This window comes from Paenibacillus sp. ALE3 (assembly GCF_054113405.1).
Window position 1 is genome coordinate 3,094,072 of record NZ_CM134214.1, and the last position, 19,588, is coordinate 3,113,659.

19 protein-coding genes are annotated in these 19,588 nt (G+C 48.0%); 2 read left to right on the forward strand and 17 right to left on the reverse strand.

The features are described 5' to 3' along the window. Nucleotides 1–14: 14 nt before the first annotated feature. The 14 genes from ylxM to ACXHJ2_RS13475 form a co-directional block, all read right to left on the reverse strand. Nucleotides 15–383 carry a YlxM family DNA-binding protein gene (gene ylxM, locus ACXHJ2_RS13410; RefSeq protein WP_013370645.1) on the reverse strand — a complete coding sequence of 123 codons (369 nt, stop codon included), beginning with the start codon at nucleotides 381–383 and terminating at the stop codon, nucleotides 15–17. Between the two features lie 166 nt (nucleotides 384–549). Continuing rightward, nucleotides 550–1,200, reverse strand: a complete 651-nt coding sequence (trhA, locus tag ACXHJ2_RS13415) for a PAQR family membrane homeostasis protein TrhA (protein WP_013370644.1) — start codon at nucleotides 1,198–1,200, stop codon at nucleotides 550–552. A 153-nt stretch (nucleotides 1,201–1,353) separates the two neighbouring features. Continuing rightward, entirely contained in the window at nucleotides 1,354–2,361 is a 1,008-nt protein-coding gene (gene ftsY / locus ACXHJ2_RS13420; protein ID WP_013370643.1) for a signal recognition particle-docking protein FtsY, read from the reverse strand. Between the two features lie 38 nt (nucleotides 2,362–2,399). After that, complete coding sequence (gene smc, locus ACXHJ2_RS13425; protein ID WP_013370642.1) at nucleotides 2,400–5,969, reverse strand: chromosome segregation protein SMC; 3,570 nt, start codon at nucleotides 5,967–5,969, stop codon at nucleotides 2,400–2,402. Nucleotides 5,970–6,224: 255 nt separating this feature from the next. Further along, nucleotides 6,225–6,923, reverse strand: coding sequence for a ribonuclease III (gene rnc, locus ACXHJ2_RS13430; RefSeq protein ID WP_013309856.1), 699 nt, complete (start codon nucleotides 6,921–6,923; stop codon nucleotides 6,225–6,227). A gap of 12 nt (nucleotides 6,924–6,935) precedes the next feature. Continuing rightward, nucleotides 6,936–8,174: a beta-ketoacyl-ACP synthase II gene (gene fabF / locus ACXHJ2_RS13435; RefSeq protein ID WP_013370641.1), complete on the reverse strand. Its 1,239-nt coding sequence runs from the start codon at nucleotides 8,172–8,174 to the stop codon at nucleotides 6,936–6,938. Between the two features lie 228 nt (nucleotides 8,175–8,402). Continuing rightward, entirely contained in the window at nucleotides 8,403–8,636 is a 234-nt protein-coding gene (locus ACXHJ2_RS13440) for an acyl carrier protein (protein WP_007429985.1), read from the reverse strand. A gap of 109 nt (nucleotides 8,637–8,745) precedes the next feature. Beyond that, nucleotides 8,746–9,495, reverse strand: coding sequence for a 3-oxoacyl-[acyl-carrier-protein] reductase (gene fabG, locus ACXHJ2_RS13445; protein WP_013370640.1), 750 nt, complete (start codon nucleotides 9,493–9,495; stop codon nucleotides 8,746–8,748). Nucleotides 9,496–9,546: 51 nt separating this feature from the next. Continuing rightward, nucleotides 9,547–10,488: an ACP S-malonyltransferase gene (gene fabD, locus ACXHJ2_RS13450; RefSeq protein WP_165080038.1), complete on the reverse strand. Its 942-nt coding sequence runs from the start codon at nucleotides 10,486–10,488 to the stop codon at nucleotides 9,547–9,549. 81 nt (nucleotides 10,489–10,569) lie between these two features. Further along, the gene (locus tag ACXHJ2_RS13455; protein ID WP_013370638.1) at nucleotides 10,570–11,559 is read right to left on the reverse strand and encodes a beta-ketoacyl-ACP synthase III; all 990 of its coding nucleotides are present in this window, start codon (nucleotides 11,557–11,559) and stop codon (nucleotides 10,570–10,572) included. Nucleotides 11,560–11,567: 8 nt separating this feature from the next. After that, complete coding sequence (gene plsX, locus ACXHJ2_RS13460; RefSeq protein WP_025676841.1) at nucleotides 11,568–12,560, reverse strand: phosphate acyltransferase PlsX; 993 nt, start codon at nucleotides 12,558–12,560, stop codon at nucleotides 11,568–11,570. Further along, complete coding sequence (gene fapR / locus ACXHJ2_RS13465; protein ID WP_014599659.1) at nucleotides 12,544–13,140, reverse strand: transcription factor FapR; 597 nt, start codon at nucleotides 13,138–13,140, stop codon at nucleotides 12,544–12,546. Before fapR ends, plsX begins: the two co-directional genes overlap by 17 nt. Nucleotides 13,141–13,416: 276 nt before the next feature. Beyond that, complete coding sequence (rpmF, locus tag ACXHJ2_RS13470; RefSeq protein ID WP_013370634.1) at nucleotides 13,417–13,590, reverse strand: 50S ribosomal protein L32; 174 nt, start codon at nucleotides 13,588–13,590, stop codon at nucleotides 13,417–13,419. Between the two features lie 190 nt (nucleotides 13,591–13,780). Continuing rightward, nucleotides 13,781–14,302, reverse strand: a complete 522-nt coding sequence (locus tag ACXHJ2_RS13475) for a YceD family protein (RefSeq protein WP_165080040.1) — start codon at nucleotides 14,300–14,302, stop codon at nucleotides 13,781–13,783. Between the two features lie 349 nt (nucleotides 14,303–14,651). Here ACXHJ2_RS13475 and ACXHJ2_RS13480 point away from each other — a divergent pair, with 349 nt between their 5' ends. After that, a complete protein-coding gene (locus tag ACXHJ2_RS13480; RefSeq protein WP_165080042.1) occupies nucleotides 14,652–15,887 on the forward strand; it encodes a nucleotidyltransferase in 1,236 nt (411 codons plus the stop codon). Here the strand turns inward: ACXHJ2_RS13480 and ACXHJ2_RS13485 are convergent. Next, nucleotides 15,877–16,908, reverse strand: a complete 1,032-nt coding sequence (locus tag ACXHJ2_RS13485) for a SepM family pheromone-processing serine protease (RefSeq protein WP_064963119.1) — start codon at nucleotides 16,906–16,908, stop codon at nucleotides 15,877–15,879. The genes ACXHJ2_RS13480 and ACXHJ2_RS13485 overlap by 11 nt on opposite strands. Nucleotides 16,909–17,105: 197 nt before the next feature. On the opposite strand from ACXHJ2_RS13485, the gene ACXHJ2_RS13490 reads away from it, so the two are divergent. Next, on the forward strand, nucleotides 17,106–18,389 hold the full coding sequence (locus ACXHJ2_RS13490; protein ID WP_165080044.1) for a nucleoside recognition protein: 1,284 nt from the start codon (nucleotides 17,106–17,108) through the stop codon (nucleotides 18,387–18,389). Here the strand turns inward: ACXHJ2_RS13490 and coaD are convergent. Then, nucleotides 18,352–18,873 (reverse strand): pantetheine-phosphate adenylyltransferase, encoded by a 522-nt coding sequence (gene coaD, locus ACXHJ2_RS13495; RefSeq protein WP_013370628.1) that lies wholly within the window; start codon nucleotides 18,871–18,873, stop codon nucleotides 18,352–18,354. The two genes, ACXHJ2_RS13490 and coaD, sit on opposite strands and share 38 nt — an antisense overlap. Next, nucleotides 18,866–19,507, reverse strand: coding sequence for a 16S rRNA (guanine(966)-N(2))-methyltransferase RsmD (gene rsmD / locus ACXHJ2_RS13500; protein WP_165080046.1), 642 nt, complete (start codon nucleotides 19,505–19,507; stop codon nucleotides 18,866–18,868). The genes coaD and rsmD overlap by 8 nt, the downstream gene beginning before the upstream one ends. Between the last annotated feature and the right edge of the window lie 81 nt (nucleotides 19,508–19,588).

Below are 19,588 nucleotides of genomic sequence, written 5' to 3' on the forward strand. Positions count from 1 at the left end.
TTCATTTATATATCCTACAATTCCTGCAGGCGATTTACAATTTGTTGGACATGTTGCAATGTATCCTTATCGGGCTTACCAACTTTACCGAATGCATCATATAATGTCGCATTCAGTTCCTCTAAATCTTGGATTCTACGTTCATGCTTACTTAGCAATCCAAGCTTTTCCTCATACATTTCTAATACCTGTTCAGCACGTTTAATATGTTCATAGACTGCCTGACGGCTAATTTGAAATTCCGATGCAATTTCCCCTAAAGAAAAATCATCATGGAAGTAATATTTTAAAAACATCTGTTGCTTCTCTGTAAGTAGAGGTTCATAGAAGTCAAACAGTCGGTTAATCCGGTTTGTCTTTTCCAGCCGATTCTCCTGACTCATCATGTATACCTCCATCGTCAAGGAAAAACACTTTACAGTTCTTTTCAACGTTCCTTATCATACATAAAAGAAAAGAAGATGTCAAGCGTTATCCCTTGTCATACAAAAAAAAGCCGATCCACTGCCCTTAAACGGGAGAATAGATCGACTTTTTTGCCCCTCTCACTCAAACCCTTACCGGAGTAAGATACAGCAGAACAGCCAGAAAATGAAGTATGCTGCCTGCCAAAACAAACAGATGCCAGATCGCATGGTGATATGGAAATGCCCGCCACACATAAAAAATCGTGCCCAGCGTATACATAAGACCACCCACGAACAATAGCGTCATCCCTCCGGCGGGAACAATGGCCATCAGGGGATTCCAGGCAATTGTAATGAGCCAGCCCATTATAATGTAAAACACAGTAGACATAAATAGGAAGCGTTTGGTGAAGAACGCCTTGAACAGTACACCAAACAAAGCGATCCCCCAAATCACTCCAAATAGCGTCCATCCCAGAGTACCTCGCAAGGCAACGAGCATAAAAGGGGTGTAGCTACCTGCAATGAACAGGTAAATACAAGAATGATCGAATATTTCGAACAAATCCTTCAATTTTCCTTCACGCAGGCTATGAAGCAACGTGGAATTGGTATACAGCAACAGCATTGTAATCCCGTAAATTGTAAAGCTTACGACATGCCAAGCAGTTCCTTTCATGCTAGCAAAAACAATGAGTAGCACAAGCGCTGCTACACTTAAAACGGCTCCAATACCATGTGTAATCGCGTTAGCTACTTCTTCCCGGCGGGAATAAGTATAGGTGTTTGCCATCGTTTTTCACCCGGCTTCCTGAGTAATATTTTTATACAAGAAATTTATCCGGCATCGTCAAACCTTTTGCTTTCATTATACAATTGGGCGGACTTACGCGGCAACAGGAGCACTGCTTAGTCCCAGACTTATAAGCAAGTCTAATCAAACGGATTAGTTCTGCTCTTCCTCGCCAGCTTCGACAGCCTCTTCTTGGATCAAACCGGCGAACAATGCATGAACAAATTGTTCTGAATCAAACGGTTGAAGATCATTCACTTTTTCACCTAAGCCCACCAGCTTAACAGGCAAATTCAATTCCTGACGGATAGCAACAACAATCCCGCCCTTTGCTGTTCCATCCAATTTTGTCAGTACCAGACCGGTTACGCCGCTCTTCTCACCAAACAGCTTGGCTTGGTTAAGTGCATTTTGTCCAGTCGTCGCATCAAGTACCAACAACACTTCATGAGGAGCGTCTGGAATTTCACGCTGGATAACGCGGAAAATCTTGTTCAATTCTTCCATTAGATTGCTTTTATTTTGAAGACGTCCTGCTGTATCGCATAACAAAACATCTACTTGACGCTGCTTGGCAGCCTGTACGGCATCAAACATAACCGCAGCTGGATCAGAACCAGATTGCTGTTTGATGACCTCTACACCTGCCCGTTGGCCCCAAACCTCCAACTGTTCAATCGCGCCCGCCCGGAATGTATCTCCAGCAGCCAACAATACTTTTTTGCCCTCTTGTTTAAAACGATGAGCCAACTTGCCAATGGTCGTTGTTTTTCCGACTCCATTGACGCCTACGAATAGAATGACCGTAATCCCGTCTGGATTCATTTTGAGCTGACTATTGTCATTCCCCCGCAGCAACTCAGACAGCTTTTCCGACAGTACAGGCTGTAACTCGGACGCATCCTCGATTTTGCGTTTTTTCACTTCTCCCCGCAAGTCTTCAATGAGGTTCATAACGGTATTGACGCCTACGTCCGCTCCGATCAGAATTTCTTCCAGTTCCTCGTAAAATTCCTCATCAATTTTTTTACGGCGAATCATCAGGTCCGTTACTTTTTCGACGAAACCTTTACGTGTTTTTTCTAAACCGTCTTTGAACTGCTTTGTGACCGATTCCGTTTTACTTGCGATGCTTTCCTTCAATTTTCTAAAGAAACTCATGGATTCCCTCCGTTGATCTGAAAGTATGTTATTTGATGTCAGGCAATCTCAGCTTCATCGTTGTCCAGCTTGACAGATACGAGTTTAGAAACCCCGCCTTCTTCCATCGTAACCCCGTACAGCACATCGGATTCTTCCATGGTGCCTTTACGGTGTGTAACTACGATAAACTGTGTCTGCTCTGAGAATTCCCGTAAATACTGAGCAAAACGCACCACATTTGCTTCGTCTAATGCTGCCTCTACTTCATCGAGTACACAGAATGGAACAGGTTTAACGTGTAAAATGGCAAATAATAAAGCCATTGCTGTTAGAGCCCGTTCACCGCCTGACAACAACTGTAAGTTTTGAAGTTTTTTGCCTGGAGGCTGAGCTACAATGTCAATGCCTGTCTCCAGCAAACGTTCCGGATCAAGCAACACAAGGTCTGCACGTCCGCCTCCGAACAGCTTGGAGAAAACCGTTCCAAATTCGCGACGAATCGCATCGAACGTGGTCTTGAAGCGCTTGGACATTTCATCATCCATTTCACGAATAACCTGATAAAGCGTTGTCTTGGCCTCTACCAAATCAGACTTTTGCTCATCAAGAAACGTATAGCGCTCATGTACACGCTGGTATTCCTCAATAGCACCCAGATTGACCTCACCCAGCGCAGATATCCCGCGTTTGAGCCTTTCCACCTCACTCTGCGTACCTTCAATATCTTCCGGTATAGGGTAACGTTGCTTGGCCAGCTCATAGCTGAGTTCATAATCATCACTTAATTTTTTCAAAACATTTTCCAGTTCCACATCAAGTCGGTTTACTCCAATTTCTGTTTGGCGAAGCAGTTCCTCCACCGACTTAAGCTGAATTCGCTGTTCTTTTGTGTCATTCTCAGCAACTTCCAGTTTTTTGGACAAGCTGCTGCGTGCAGCCCGTTTGAATTCCAATTGCTCTGCAGCTTCTTCCTTTTTCAAACGGTATTGATTAAGATTCTCAATTTGTTTCACGGTCTCCTGCTCATTGGTGAGCAAATCCGCTTCGATGGAAGCAAGCAAGGTCTTGTTTTGTCTTGAATCCTTACCAAGGGTATCATAATCCCCACGCAGTCTGCGAATCTGCTCTTCCAATGAAAAGCGCTCTTGGTCCAACTTGCCTTCTCTTACCTTGAGATTGGTGAGCTCTCCTTGCAGCTGCTCTTTGGCTGATTCATTCGCTTTACGAGCAAATTCGGCAGCGTGAATGGCTTGATGCGTTTTCTTCTCTTCTTCCTCCAGCGCAGCCAACTTTACCAGTGCTTCTGCACGGGAAGCTTCCAACTCCTTGATTTCCTGGTCAAAGCCTTTTTTCTCCTGGCCAGACGCAGCTACCTGCTCCAGAACATGACGAAGTTCATGCTCAAGTTGTTTGAGCTCCATTGCCATCTGCTGCTCTTCGGTCCGCTTCACATCGCCGCCCTGGCGCAATTCATCCAGACGGGTCTGAGTCTCCTCCAACTGTCGTTTGGTATCTATTGCACTCTGGCGCAACCTGGCAATTTGCTGTTCCGTGTCTAGAATGTCTTGATCCAACTGATCCAGCTGACGTTTACGGCCCAGCAGATTAGCATTTTTCTTGAACTGGCTCCCCCCAGTCATGGAACCACCTGCATTGACAACATCGCCTTCCAGCGTGACAACACGATATCTATATTGACAACGGGCCGCAATACGATTGGCATCTTCCAGCGTACGGGCAATGACCACATTCCCCAAGAGACTGCCTACGATTCCGGCATATCGATCATCGTACTGAACAAGATCTGCACCGATCCCGACAAAGCCTTCTGCGCTTTCCACAATTTGACGTTCTCCAGCACCAATCTGACGCGGGCGGATAACGTCCATAGGCAAGAATGTCGCTCTGCCCAATTGACGTTGCTTTAGAAAACTGATCGCCTGTCTGGATACCGATTCATTTTCCATCACAATATGCTGAACTGAAGCGCCCAAAGCGGTTTCCATCGCCTGCTCTAAATGCTCAGGTACCCGAATCAGCTCCGCTACTGCTCCATGCACACCGTGCAAAGTTCCTTTGCGTGAAGCCTTTAACACCTCTTTAACTCCGAGCATGAAGCCGTCAAAGTCATCCTGCATTTCTTTCATCGTATCTCGCCGTGAAATTTGAGCCTCACGTTTTTGTTCCCATTTACGAACCGTGCCCTGGTTTTCTTCCAGTAGTTTTTGCAGGGCCTGGTACTGTTCACTTCCCTGAATATAGCCACTGCGCAAACTGCTAATTTCCTGTCCCAGCTTCTGAATCGTCGCTTCCAACCCTTTTTTGCGCTGTTCAAGTTCGACTTTTTGGGCTTCCCATTTGCCGGATTCATCACTGACGCGATTCACTCGGCGTTCCAACGCTTCCTTCTGTTGGTCGGTATAACGAATTTCGTTACGCGCCTGCGCCATCTGATTCATCAGCTCCAGCAGACCACCCTTTAGGCTTTCTTCCTGCTCCTGGCTGATTCCACCTGTGACGCCAATCAGTTTGGCCTCTTCATCAGACAGACGCGCACGCAACTCGTCCAGCTCTACATTCAGCGCTGACAGCTTTTCGTTCAGCTGATCCAGTTCGCTTTTGCGTTCGGAATGCCGTGATTCACTTGTGCTGAGGGATAAGATCAATTGTTCCCGATTGGCCTCCAAATTGCGTGTGCGCTCTTTGAGCAATTCACCGTATCCTTCACTTTTTTCCGTAGCTTCACTGTATTGCAGCAGATCCTTTTGCAGACGTTCTACTTGCTCTTCCAGCTGCCGTAATTCATTACGATCGTTTTCCAGCATCGCATCATGGCGGGACACTACTGTAGACAACTGAAGCTGCTCTTGCTGCAACAAAGCTAGTTTGGAAGTCGCATCGCTCCACGAAGTATGAATTTGTTCAATTTGATGGACGTACATCGAAATTTCTTTTGATTTTAATTCACTGCGCAGCTCTTTAAAATGAATCGCCTTTTCAGACTGCTCCTTAAGAGGTCCAATCTGATCCTCTAGTTCACTGACCAAATCGTGAATGCGCAGCAAATTTTGCTCTGTTTCATCCAGCTTGCGAACTGCATCTTTTTTACGTGATTTATATTTTACGATACCCGAGGCTTCCTCAAAAATACCCCGTCGATCCTCAGATCGGGTACTCAAAATTTCTTCAATACGTCCTTGCCCAATAATCGAATAAGCTTCTTTACCAATCCCTGTATCCATAAACAGCTCAGTAATATCCCGAAGTCTGCATGATTGACGATTAATGAAATATTCACTATCCCCACTCCGATGCACACGTCGCGTTACCGTCACTTCACCAAAATCCAGAGGCAATGCCTGATCTTCATTATCTAGCGTAAGTGATACTTCACCGTAATTAACAGCCTTACGAGCATCACTACCTGCAAAAATAATGTCCTCCATCTTGCCGCCACGCAGTGATTTGGCACTCTGTTCGCCCAACACCCAACGAATTCCGTCGGAAATATTACTTTTTCCACTCCCATTGGGTCCGACGACTGCCGTAATGCCGCGGACAAATTCCATTTCCGTTTTATCTGCAAACGATTTGAAGCCCGCCAGCTCAATGCGCTTTAAAAACATGCTCAATCTCACCTCTAACATTCAAATATGCTTGTACAACTTCATTGACCTGATTGATTGAATTATCCTTATTGTAGCATAAGACTAATTTGAAAAAAGCACAGTATCGACGTTCACTTTACAGCAGTAAAGCCACGAAAAAAGAGCAAAACGCAGTCCATTCGCCATTATGGGCCGGGACTCCCCGCGGACTGCCCTTTGCTCTTACTTTGTGTCCTCTGCTTGCGTCACCCGTTCGGGTCGCTCAGGTACCGATTACGATTCCGCCAGCTTCAAACGGTTTAAAGCAACTGCCGCCGCTTGCTGCTCAGCTTCCTTTTTGGAGCGTCCTGTACCTGCCCCCAGCCGTTCGCTGTCCATATATACCTCGGCTACAAACTCGCGTTCATGGGCAGGTCCGCGTTCCTCGACAATCTTGTATTCAAGCATCCCCATGTTATGATGCTGCGTCAGTTCCTGAAGCTCTGTTTTGAAATCACTCATCTGAAGCTTACCGTTTAATACAATTTGAGGAAAAATATAACGTTCTAGAAACGACCGGACGGCTTCCAGACCCTGATCCAAATAAAGCGCGCCTACGAACGCCTCGAACACATCAGCCAACAGAGCAGGACGAGTACGTCCGCCTGTCAGCTCTTCACCTTTTCCAAGCAATACATACTGCCCAAACTCAAGCCCGACAGCAAACTTCACCAAAGAAGGCTCACAGACAATAGCTGCACGCAACTTGGTTAGTTCGCCTTCGGGCCGGTTAGGGTACTGATTGTACAATTGCTCAGACACCGTCAGTTCCAGAACAGCGTCACCCAGAAATTCCAGACGCTCATTATCTGCATGCTGACTGAACCGATGTTCGTTTACGTAGGAAGCGTGCGTAAAAGCCTGCTTCAGAAGCTGCCGATTGTTGAATTGAATATGAAGTTTCTGCTGTAATTGCTTCAAGTCTCCACTCAACGAACTGACCCCTTACGCTTCATATTTTTTTAGAATAACCGTAGCATTGTGACCTCCAAAACCAAAGGAATTGGACATAACCACATTCAGTTCCGCTTTTCTCGGCTTATTAGGTACATAATCAAGATCACAAGCCGGGTCTTGATTATCCAAATTAATTGTTGGCGGAATTGTCTGATGTTGGAGCGCAAGACCACAAATTACGGCTTCAACGCCTCCCGCTGCACCCAGAAGATGCCCTGTCATCGACTTGGTTGAACTGATCGCTACCTTATAGGCATGCTCTCCAAGCGTTTTCTTAACTGCTTCCGTCTCCGATTTGTCACCAACCGGCGTAGATGTACCATGTGCATTGATATAATCGATATCTTCAGGATTCAATCCAGCATCACGGATCGCCATTCTAATGCAGCGTGCTGCTCCCTCTGGATCAGGCTCCGTCATATGATGGGCATCGCCTGAAAGACCATAGCCAATCACTTCGCCGTAAATATGTGCACCACGCTTCAAAGCATGATCCAACGATTCCAGAATCAGTACACCAGAGCCTTCGCCCATAACAAATCCGTCCCGTTCGGTATCAAATGGACGACTTGCCTTTTCCGGCTCATCGTTACGTGTGGACATCGCTCGCATGGAGCAAAATCCAGCAATACCAATCGGACGAATCGTTGCTTCGGCACCGCCGCAAATCATAGCGTCAGCGTCACCGCGCTGAATCATGCGGAAGGAATCACCGATAGCATGACTACCTGTGGCACAAGCCGTAACTGGCGATGTATTGGGACCCTTAGCACCGAGTGAGATCGAAACTTGACCGGAACCCATATTAGCAATCATCATCGGAATGAAGAAAGGGCTTACGCGTTTAGGTCCCTTTTCGATCAGTGCATTATGCTGATCTTCCCAAGTGCCCAATCCGCCAATACCAGAACCAACAGATACACCAACACGCTCAGCATCCACATTCTCTCCGATTACGAGTTTGCTGTCCTCAAGCGCCAATTTACTAGCAGCAACCGCGAACTGCACAAAGCGGTCCATTTTACGCGCATCCTTACGATCGATATAATCCTCTGGATTAAAATCTTTAATGGAAGCGGCTATTTTCGTAGTGTATTCACTTGTATCAAAAGCTTCGATTTTACTGATACCAGATTTTCCAGCCATCAGATTATCCCATAGTGTGTTCAAATCCTGTCCCAGCGAAGTGATTACACCCATTCCTGTTATGACAACACGTTGTTTCAAAGATAATCACCTCTATGTCTACTGCAAATTGTATTTTTAGTTCGCACACGCTTGTGTACAAAAATAATATAGAATCAACTAAAGTTAGTAATGCCGCATTATACTCAGCCCTTGACGAAGTGAAGCTGAGATGAAGTCAAAAACACGCGACAATTCCGTCTTTAGTTCAATCTGTATAATTAGGAGAAAGTCCCGCCTGTAACAGAACGGGACTTTTGATGACATGAATTAGGTATGAGATTGTATGTACTTCACAACTTCACCTACAGTTGTAATTTTCTCTGCATCTTCATCAGAGATTTCCATATCAAACTCATCTTCCAATTCCATAACCAATTCAACTACATCGAGAGAATCAGCGCCTAAATCATCTTTAAAAGATGCTTCAAGTGTAACTTCGGCTTCGTCGGCTCCCAAACGGTCAACGACAATGCGTTTTACGCGCTCCAATACATCGGACATCCGGCTCACCTCCTCCTTATGGTATTATACGAAAATTACAATTAAAATGCCATAGAAGAGAGTTTTCATTAACTACTCTCCATCGGGGCATGCGGATTGGCAACAAGAACTACATATACATGCCGCCATCCACATGCAAAGTCTGGCCCGTCATATATGAGGAAGCATCCGAGGCCAAGAATAGCACCACATCTGCAATTTCCTCAGGCCGTCCAAGACGGGCCAGCGGAATACCGCTAAGCATATTGTCACGCAAATCATCAGCCAGCACCTGCGTCATTTCAGTATCAATGAATCCAGGAGCCACACAGTTCACTGTAATTCCTCTTGAGGCAAGCTCTCTAGCAGAGGATTTAGTAAGACCAATCACTCCCGCTTTAGCAGCGACATAGTTGGCTTGTCCTGCGTTACCAAGTACACCAACAACGGAAGAGATATTGATAATTCGTCCAGAACGCTGCTTCATCATTGGGCGTGTCGCCGCCTTGAGACAATTAAACACACCCTTAAGATTCGTTTCGATCACCTGATCGAATTCCTCTTCTTTCATCCGCATGATTAAATTATCTCTTGTTATGCCAGCATTATTCACCAGGATATCAATCTTGCCCCAAGCGCCAATTACATCCTTGATCAGCTGATCAGCTTCTTCAGCACGTCCCACATTAGCCTGAACTGTAATAGCTTCTACACCTTTGGCACGAATCAGCTCTGCTACCTCAGTCGCAGCCGCTTCGCTACCAGCATAATTTACTGCTACATTAGCACCTGCTTCAGCCAGCGCCAGTGCGATACTACGGCCAATTCCACGCGACGCTCCCGTAACCAGCGCTGTTTTTCCACTCAATGGCTTAGACATCATAGTCCTCCCTTGCAAGTATTTAACCCGTAAAGGCAATCATTAATACTTTTAGCGGGCTTCCAGGGCTTCTGTTATAGAAGCAAACGACTCCAGGCTACTCATGTTATACAGCTTAACCGTTTTGTCAATCTTTTTAACCAGTCCGGTCAAAACACTTCCCGGTCCAAACTCAACAAAGGTGTCCACACCTTGTTCCAGTAACCATGCTACGCTGTCTTCCCATAGTACCGGAGAATAGACCTGTTCCACCAACAGTTGGCGAATTTCACTTCCCTCACGTACAGGTTTTGCTGTCACATTGGTCACAACCGGAATCTGGGCTTCAGCAAATTTCACAGTCTCCAATTTACCGGAGAGCTTGTCCGCCGCTTCCTTCATCAATGACGAATGAAAAGGTCCGCTGACCTCCAAAGTAATAGCACGCTTACCGCCTGCTTCCTTCACACGTTCAGCGACGGCAGCTACACCCGTCTTTGTACCGGATACAACAATCTGTCCGGGACAGTTGATGTTGGCCAATTCAACCAGTTGGCCAGACTCCGTAATATCACGGCACAATGCTGCCAATGCTTCACGATCAGCTCCCAGCACAGCAGCCATCCCGCCTTGTCCATCAGGAATGGCCTGCTCCATAAACTGACCACGTGCACGAACAGTCTCAACTGCATCCTCAAATGTGAGAACACCGGAAGCCACTAGCGCACTGTATTCTCCTAGACTGTGCCCAGCCACATAATCAGGGCGGATGCCCTTTTCCTTGAACGCTTCATACAACGCAATGCTCGCCGTTAACAGTGCAGGCTGCGTATTGGATGTTTGCTTCAAGGCTGTGTCAGGCCCTTCAAATATCAGTGTGCTTAGCGCGAAACCCAAACGTTCGTCCGCTTTACGGAATACTTCTGTTGCAGCTGGAACTGCTTCATAAGCATCTTTAGCCATACCTACAGCTTGTGAACCCTGACCGGGAAATATAAATGCCGTTTTGCCCATCGTGCATGCACCTCTCTGTATCCAATGCTTCTTCTGTAAAACACCAGACAAATTCAATATTATATCAAAACTGCCACTTAATTACCAGATAAGAACCGACGCACCCCAGGTCAAACCGCCGCCAAAGCCCACCATTAGTATACGGTCGCCTTCCTTCATGCGGCCTTCCTCAGCTGCTTCCACAAGAGCGAGAGGAATAGATGCTGCGGATGTATTCGCATATTTATTAACATTAATAACTACCTTTTCCTCTGGCAAATCCAAACGTTGCATTGCGGATTGGATGATTCGGATATTGGCTTGATGCGGAACGAACAGATCGATGTCGTCTTTGGACATCCCAGCTTTCTCCAACACATCAACCGTTGCTGTTCCCATAACGCGAACCGCGAACTTGAACACTTCGCGTCCGTTCATGTAAATATAGTGCTGTTTATTTTCCAGTGTATCCGCACTCGCAGGCAAACGTGAGCCCCCAGCTTCCAACTTGAGCAAGGTGCCTCCAGCGCCTTCAGCCCCCAGATCAAAGGATTGGAATCCTCTACCTTCAGGTACTTCACCAATCACTACAGCTCCTGCTCCATCTCCGAAAAGGACGCAGGTGTTGCGGTCAGTATAATCTGTAATCCGGGAAAGGCAGTCTGCACCAATAATTAACGCATTGTTATAAATACCTGTCTTAATGAAACTCGTTGCCGTAGCCAGCCCGTACACAAAACCCGAGCATGCAGCAGACAAATCGAAAGCCGCTGCGCCTTTGGCCCCCAACTTGTCCTGAAGAATGCAAGCAGTTGACGGAAATGCCATATCTGGTGTAACCGTAGCTACTATAATCAGGTCCAGATCTTGTGCCGTCATACCCGCAGACTCCAACGCCTTAACTGCTGCTTCATAAGCCAAATCAGATGTAGCCTGCTCTGGAGCAGCAATATGGCGCTCCTGAATCCCTGTACGGCTAACAATCCACTCATCACTTGTTTCAACGATTTCTTCCAAATCTTTATTGGTCAGAATTTTCTCAGGTACGTATTTCCCTGTTCCGATAACACCAACCGGCCGTAATTTATTCATATCGTCACTCACTTCCTGCTGATTTCCTTGGATATACTTTCCACCAACCGGTTTTGCAAGGCCGTACGAGCCTGCCTTACCGCATTTTTGACGGCAATGCCATCAGACGAACCGTGACTTTTTAAGACGAGTCCGCTCAACCCCAACAAAGGAGCCCCGCCGTGCTCTTTATAATCCAGTTTCCCCTTCAGACCCCGAAGTTCAGGCATAATCAAGGCCGCTGCAAGCTTGGTCTTTAAAGATTTGGTAAACTGCTCTTTAAGGAGAGAAAATATCGCTCCGGCTGTTCCCTCTAGCGATTTTAGCATAATGTTTCCGGCGAATCCGTCACACACCAATACATCACAATTTCCGGTTAACACATCTCGGGATTCAACATTCCCCACAAAATTGACAGGTAACTGCTCAATAAGTGGAAATGCCAATTTTGTCAGTTCATTGCCTTTTCCTGCTTCAGTCCCAACATTCAGCAGACCCACTCTTGGAGAAGCCAATCCGTGAACCTTCTGACGGTACAAGCTCCCCATCAGTGCATACTGGGCAAGATGTTCAGGCTTGGCATCCATATTGGCCCCCAAGTCCAGCGCCAGTATACCTTGATCATCAATCGTCGGTATCATCGGCGCGAGAGCCGGACGTTCAATGCCCTCCATTCTTCCAACCACTAGCAATCCTGTAGTCATCAGAGCGCCTGTATTACCTGCGGATATCATGGCATCCGCTTCACCTTCTCTAACCATTCGACCCGCTACGACCATTGAGGCATCCTTTTTACGCCGCACTGCCTTTACAGGCTCGTCCTGCGCATCTATCGTTTCGGACGCATGGCGAATGGTGAGGTTCGTCGGCAGCGCCCTGCCGTTCAAAACCGATTCAATCCGTTCCCGGTCACCAACCAGCGTAATGTCTGTATCCTTCCATTCCGCCGCCGCAGATAACGCGCCCTCTACTGTCGCCTCAGGAGCATTATCTCCCCCCATGGCATCAATGGCGATCCGCATGCTGACTTCCTCCTTCGCTATACTCTTCCTCCGTGGAGCGATAAATGACAAAGTTGCCTTGGAACACCATTTCTTCTCCTACGTAGGCAAACACTTCCACTTTGGCCTTTCCTTTTTGTTCTGGATTTGAGCGTACATATGCCTTGGCAATACATTTTTCACCCAAATGAACCGGACGAACAAAGCGAATATCCGCTGAAGCGGTCAATGCTATCTCATCGTTAATTACGGCAACGGCCAATGAATTGGCCTGCGCAAACACATAATGTCCTCGTGCAATGCCTGTGCGTGAAAAAGTATGTTCCTCTTTAATTTCAAAAATCGAAATACCACTTCGATCCAACTGGAGATCAACGATGTCCCCAATTACTTCATGTAAAGGCAAGGAACGAACCTGATCGTAGGAGCGCTCAGCCATCAGCTTTAGCCGCTCCCGCAATTCCGGGATCCCCAGTTCCATCCGGTCCAACCGAATGGTCTGAATGCTTACCTTCAGCTGTCTTGTCAATTCCTGATCCGTCACGAACGGATTATCATCAATTAATTGAGTCAGCCGTTGCTGTCTCTGTCTCTTCGGCAAACGTTCGATATCAGTGACGCCTCCTTTCCCTACAGTAAACTGCCGTTCAGCCGACAGTTCAGGTTACTTTACGTTCTAACGGCTAAACTTCAAGCCGGTTTGTCTTCTTGTATGTATAAAGGAACCTCTTAGGCCCTTCTTTCTTAGAACCTGGTACTAAAACAGTATATAGCATGCTGACGCAAAAAGAAAGCATGCTGATAAAAAAAGTAGCGCCTCACTGTAGTGAAGCGCTACTTTCTCTGCGAATATTCCAAAGAATCCGCTTATCGGACATTATTGAGAGATGATCTCTCTAGCTTTGTACGTTCCGCAAACTTTGCACACATGGTGAGCAAGTTTCAATTCGCCACATTCGGAGCATTTCACCATACCTGGTACTTCCAGTTTAAAGTGAGTACGACGTTTGTCGCGACGAGTTTTGGATGTTCTCCGTTGAGGTACTGCCATTATTCCCACCTCCTTAAACAGATCAACCCCGCATAACGGGTATGACTTCTTATCTCATTCAAGACCGAAAGAAAATGTCAGAAGACAATGATCTTACAGCCGGTGAATCAAGCATGCAACATCCACGTATCGGTTCAATAACTTCCCGGCACAAGCGGATGATGATTTTTTTCAGAATTGAACTCAATTCTCATTTAAAAAAATCCTTAAGCCCTGCCAGACGCGGATCAATCTTTTCCGTATCACTATCGTTACTGTCGTCGGAGCCAAGGCTCCAGTCTTGTCCGGCCGCTGGCGCGATGCCCTGACAATCCTCACTGCATACAGGCGCAAACGGCACATGCAGTACAAACAGTTCTTCACAATACGGTGCAACGTCGAAGGAATCCTCCGTCACTGCGATAAAATCGCCATCTTCATCCTCCTCTTCAACACTTGAAGATGAGGTTTGCTTAAACCGTTCACGGAATTCAATTTTCAAATCCTCGTGCATCGGGCTCAAACAGCGTGAGCAAAGCATGTCCAGACCTGCGGTCAACGTGCCTTCCACACTCATCGAGCCTTGGCCCAGACTAACGGCGACCAAGTCGGTCTCCAGCGGGGAAACGGCTGTAACATCAGCACGATCATCCACCAATTCACTCACATTAAGAGATTCACGGATAGGAAAGGGACCGTCACTTGTTGCTACTTTGCGAAAAAATAGTTGCATCACTATCACTCCAAACAAACAAAAATTATTATAACGACTGATCGAGTCGTTTGTCAACACCTTTCACTTTACACCACTTACAAATCCATTGGTTTTCCAATGGTTCGGTAAGATCTATGCGGATGAAAAAATGTGTTGTATTCATCATGTACCTGTGAGTATTCGTACCCCCGCCACTCTTCGTGTACAATAATGCGAGTATAAAGCTTTTTGCTCTAGGTCTCAATGATCTTGTTGAAGTGCATGATGAAATACCAGATAGCTGCCCTGAAAACATGCATTCGCTGGTAGTAAACCACTCAAAATAGTTATCAAATAAGCTACTAAAGAAAGGAGCCGACATACAGTTTTGAAAACACTCGGTATCATTGTAGAGTATAATCCCCTGCATAACGGACATGTCCATCACTGGAAGGAGTCTCTTCGTATCACTGGTGCACAGCGCACGGTGGCTGTGATGAGTGGTCCCTTCCTTCAACGGGGCGAACCCGCGATTACAGACAAATGGTCGCGCACCGAAATGGCACTCTCCATGGGCGTAGACCTGGTTCTGGAGCTGCCTGTAGCCTATGCTGTCCAGCCCGCAGAATGGTTTGCCCGCGGCGCGGTGACCTTGCTGTGCGCGACGGGCATCGTCGACGCGCTCTGCTTCGGCAGCGAGAGCGGAGACATCGCCCCGCTACACACGCTGGCTCGCGTGCTGGCGGCAGAGCCGGCCGAACTCAAGGCCGGCATCGCCCAGCGCCTGAGCAAGGGCGCGAGCTATCCCGCCGCCTACGCGGGAGCCGCAGCCGCGCTGGCGGCCGAAGGAGCGGACGGCGCTGCGCTCGCCGCTCTCATGCAGCAGCCCAACAATACGCTGGGGCTGCATTACTTGATTGCGCTGGAACGACTGGGCAGCACGATCAAGCCCTTCACGGTAGCCCGCACGGGATCAGGCTACCACGAAGCCGTGGCTCCTGCGGACGGAGTCATCGCCAGCGCCACGGCCATCCGCCGTCTGCTGCTGGACGGCGGGCCGGAGGCCGCATCGCCGTACGTACCTGCGGCGACCCTTGAGATTTTGCAGCGCGAGTGGCAAGAAGAACGCGCACCGCTGCATTGGGAAGCGTTCTGCCAGCCACTGCTGAACGCCCTGATCACGCGGAGCCCGCAGCAGCTGGCGGAGCTGCACGAGGTCACCGAAGGACTGGAGCACCGTCTGCAGCAATCGCTGTACACGCTGCCCCAGCCCTCTGTGGAGGCTCTGTTTGCCGCTGTCAAGACAAAACGCTATACTCGTACGAAGCTTCAGCGAATGTGTACACATATTTTGCTGAATCATGCCAAAGCCGATATGACTCCCGCTGAGCTGGCGAAAGGTCCCGGCTATATCCGCGTGCTCGGCTTTAACAGGGCTGGACGCAAGCTGCTGGCGCAAATGAAAGACACAGCCGCCCTGCCAGTATGGGTCAAGCCGTCTGCCGGGTCACATGCCCATCTGGACTGGGATACTGCCGCCGCCGCCATACATGCAGCCGGGATGCCGCGTCCCGCCATCCGTCACATGTATGCTGATTACTTACGGCCCCCCGTTATGGTTTAATAGGCAGCTTTTCCATATAATTCAGCGCATCGCCAAGCTTGCGAACCGGGACAAGCTTCATCTGGGTTCCGATTTGCTCTGCTTTGGCTTTGGCCTCTTTATAATTATCCGCCGGGACGAAAAACAATTCCGCGCCCTGACGGTCAGCAGCGACAATTTTATACTTGGCACCACCAATCGCTCCAACCTGACCGTCCTTATCAATAGTACCCGTACCGGCTACACGATATCCCTTACTTAAGTCACCTGGTGTCAGCTGGTTATAGATTTCCATAGTAAACATCAAACCTGCTGAAGGACCACCGACATCCGTGGATGTAAAATGAATCGTTTTACGTCCATTCTTCGGCTCTACCTTCTGTACCGTGGCAATACTGACACCAAACCCGGAACGTTCTTTTCCCGTCTCACTGTCCGTGATGGTTGTTAATGGAGCTTGCACTGCCAGCAACTTTCCATCGCGCTTTAGCTTCACTTTAGCCAGCGTTCCCGGTTTCTCATCCTCCAAGGCCTTCCGAATGGAATGATTATCAGTTACCTTCGTACCGTTCAACTCTAATATTTCATCTCCGGGCTCAAACACGCTGTTTGGTCCCGGAACCTTAAATACATACACATAATCCGGCACAATGCGATAGGGAACATGAGCACGGGTATAGGCAGCCTCCATCGCGGAAGATTGGGAATCCCCCATATACCATACCTGCTCTGCTGCATATTCATCTTCACTTCTGCCATGCAGACGATCCTCTTTGCGCTGAATCTCCGAGTTGCTGTCCAGCTTGGACATAGCTAGCATGATGACATTGGCATATCTCGCCGATACCGTCGTCATCATAAAACTCCCCCGTTCGCTGCTATCCCCTTCCTGTACTTTAACCATCGGTTTGATCTCGTTTGCCCCACCTGGTCCATAGATCAGATAAGGAGTTGGCATATAAACCAGCACATAGACCATTGCAGCCAGTATTAAGACATAACCGGTTGTAAAAAAGGCTCTTTTCCGGTTAATTTGCATCATTGCTTCTCCCCCTTGCAGCCTAACTTCTCCTATCTTACCCAAGTGCCTTTGCACCACCTGTTCTCAAGCCTTCCAAAAAAGCATACATTGTTTACGACAACGTGTACGAGCAACCTCTACCCAGACAATGAACGTGAATAAACGCTGGAGACAGCATCCGACTCTCCTTAGTATATTTATGAGAGGTGAACTCTTTGATGCAAAAGGAAGCCCGCCCTGCTCCTTATTGGACAACCTTGCTGCTTGGCCTCGGAGCCATTTTGCTTGTAGTGGCTATTGTCGCCTCACCAGAAGAAGTATTTCAAGCCTCTACCCAGGGGCTTAAGTTATGGTGGAGCATTATTTTCCCGGCCATGCTGCCCTTTTTGATGCTATCTGAAATGCTCATCGCCTTTGGTCTGGTACATGGTCTAGGTGTTCTGCTGGAGCCGTTCATGCGATTTTGGTTTCGGCTGCCGGGACGAAGCGGCTGGGTGTTGGCCCTCGGCTTAACTGCGGGATTCCCAGCTGCTGCGGAAGCGGTACGCCAATGGGCACAGCAGGAGGATATGACCCCGCTTCAGCTTCGACGTCTGACGGCTATCGCTCATTTCTGCAATCCGATTACGATCCTGCTCGTCATTGGCACAGGACTGCTGCACAATGCTGCTGTAGGCGGGCTGTTACTTGCCGTTCACTGGATTTCTGGGCTGCTGGCAGGCTGGATCACAGCCAGATTACCTGAATCGTCCAGAAAATCGAAAAAACGGGAAACGCCAGCTGCCATCCGGCGCGCTTCTGTTTCCCGCCCTACCACCTCCCTGATCCGATCCGCATGGGAAGCTACCCGCTCTGCCAAAGAACGGGACGGTCGCAGTTTTGGAAAACTGTTAGGCGAAACCGTATCCCATGCTGTACAGACGCTGATGGTGACAGGTGGATTCATTATTTTCTTTTCCGTACTGATTCGGCTGCTGACCCTATACTCAGGTCAAGGGACGCTTTCTATGGTGTGGCCTGCCTGGATGGAAATCCATCTGGGTTCCTATGAAATCAGCCGTCTGCCCAACGATCTCCGTACACAAGCAGCGCTGATCAGCGCTGTGTTGGGCTGGGGCGGCTTGTGCGGCTGGCTTCAAATTACCGCCGTCACCAGACCTTCCGACAAGGGCATCACCTTCACCTTATCACGAGTGCTCCATGGGATCATTGCTTTTGGACTGACCTTGGCGGCATGGTCTCCGCTTAGCCACATTGTCAGTAATACAATTCCTGCTTACATCAGTCGCAGTTCTGTATCTTCTTTTTCGGAAAGTGTAAATGACTTTAGTGTACAATCTGTCATGGTCGGAGCCAGCAGTTTATTAACACAAATAGAAGGAACATCCATGTACCCCTGGCAACTGACCGTACTGTCCGTCGTACTTCTAAGTACGATTATACTTGCTCTGCTCGCCGTTTCCTTTATGACTTCATGGTGGAGCCACCGCGATTCGCGCTAACCTTGGCACGCAGTGCGTCTTCCACCTCTGGTGACACCAGATCTACGACCTTGCCATCAAAATGCGCAATTTCCTTCACCATACTGGAACTCAGATATGAATAAGCCGGATTGGTCATCATAAAGATCGTTTCCGCATCCGGGTTCAGCTTATGATTTGTAGAGGCCAATTGCAGCTCATATTCAAAATCGGTCACTGACCGGATTCCTCTGACAATAACCTGAGCCCCTTTTTGACGTACATAATTAGCTGTCAAATCACGAAAGCTGTCCACTTCAACGTTCGGAATATCGCGAGTTACCGTCCGCAGCAGCTCCATTCGCTCCTCAAGTGAAAACAGCGGATTTTTACTAATATTGTTAAGAACCGCGACAATCAGTAAATCAAACTGTCGGGCCGCTCTTTGAATAATATCCTGATGCCCCATCGTCACGGGATCAAAGGTTCCCGGATATACGGCAACACGTGGTTTGTGCTCAATCATGATGGTCCTCCCCGTCTGATTCGGTGATGCCGAATTTGCCCCCTTCGGCTTCTGTATGTTCTTCGGCGTCTGACAAAGCATCATCTGCAAAGTGATAAATGGATAACGCCGTTTCACCATAGACCGCTTTTCTAACCTGTTCAAACGGTCCGAAACTTATCGGATACTCATGTCCCGATTCATACTCCAGTACGATGAATGCACCTGAACGAAGCAAGTCCAACTCTGCCATGCGGCTCATCAATTCATCCCCGTGCTTGAGACGATAAGGCGGGTCCAGAAAAACAGCATCAAAAAGAGCTCCACGTTTTGCCAGCGCCTTGAGCGCTCGTCCGGCATCATTGCGGAACACTTCTGCCTTTCCTTCCAATCCAGTTTTTCGCAAATTTTCTTTAATGACATCAATGCTTTTGGATTCCATATCAATAAAAACTGCCTTGTCCATTCCCCGACTAAGCGCCTCTATCCCCAGGCCGCCACTGCCAGCAAACAAATCAAGCGCGACTCCTCCATCAAAATAAGGACCTATCATGCTAAATAGCGCTTCCTTGACCTTATCCGTGGTCGGTCGCGTCCCGGTGCCGGGAACTGCCTTTAACGGCCTTCCTTTGGCACTACCCGATACCACTCTCACGCTGAAACTCACCTATTTTCTATATGTGTTCATAACCATATAAAGATTATGACGTTATCGTACCACATGCACCGCCGTTTG

Coding starts and splice junctions, on each gene's coding strand:
- ylxM (WP_013370645.1), bottom strand. CDS start 383: ATGAGTCAGGAGAATCGGCTGGAAAAGACAAACCGGATTAACCGACTG.
- trhA (WP_013370644.1), bottom strand. CDS start 1,200: ATGGCAAACACCTATACTTATTCCCGCCGGGAAGAAGTAGCTAACGCG.
- ftsY (WP_013370643.1), bottom strand. CDS start 2,361: ATGAGTTTCTTTAGAAAATTGAAGGAAAGCATCGCAAGTAAAACGGAA.
- smc (WP_013370642.1), bottom strand. CDS start 5,969: ATGTTTTTAAAGCGCATTGAGCTGGCGGGCTTCAAATCGTTTGCAGAT.
- ACXHJ2_RS13440 (WP_007429985.1), bottom strand. CDS start 8,636: ATGTCCGATGTATTGGAGCGCGTAAAACGCATTGTCGTTGACCGTTTG.
- fabG (WP_013370640.1), bottom strand. CDS start 9,495: ATGTCTAAGCCATTGAGTGGAAAAACAGCGCTGGTTACGGGAGCGTCG.
- fabD (WP_165080038.1), bottom strand. CDS start 10,488: ATGGGCAAAACGGCATTTATATTTCCCGGTCAGGGTTCACAAGCTGTA.
- ACXHJ2_RS13455 (WP_013370638.1), bottom strand. CDS start 11,559: ATGAATAAATTACGGCCGGTTGGTGTTATCGGAACAGGGAAATACGTA.
- plsX (WP_025676841.1), bottom strand. CDS start 12,560: ATGCGGATCGCCATTGATGCCATGGGGGGAGATAATGCTCCTGAGGCG.
- rpmF (WP_013370634.1), bottom strand. CDS start 13,590: ATGGCAGTACCTCAACGGAGAACATCCAAAACTCGTCGCGACAAACGT.
- ACXHJ2_RS13475 (WP_165080040.1), bottom strand. CDS start 14,302: ATGCAACTATTTTTTCGCAAAGTAGCAACAAGTGACGGTCCCTTTCCT.
- ACXHJ2_RS13485 (WP_064963119.1), bottom strand. CDS start 16,908: ATGATGCAAATTAACCGGAAAAGAGCCTTTTTTACAACCGGTTATGTC.
- ACXHJ2_RS13490 (WP_165080044.1), top strand. CDS start 17,106: ATGCAAAAGGAAGCCCGCCCTGCTCCTTATTGGACAACCTTGCTGCTT.
- coaD (WP_013370628.1), bottom strand. CDS start 18,873: ATGATTGAGCACAAACCACGTGTTGCCGTATATCCGGGAACCTTTGAT.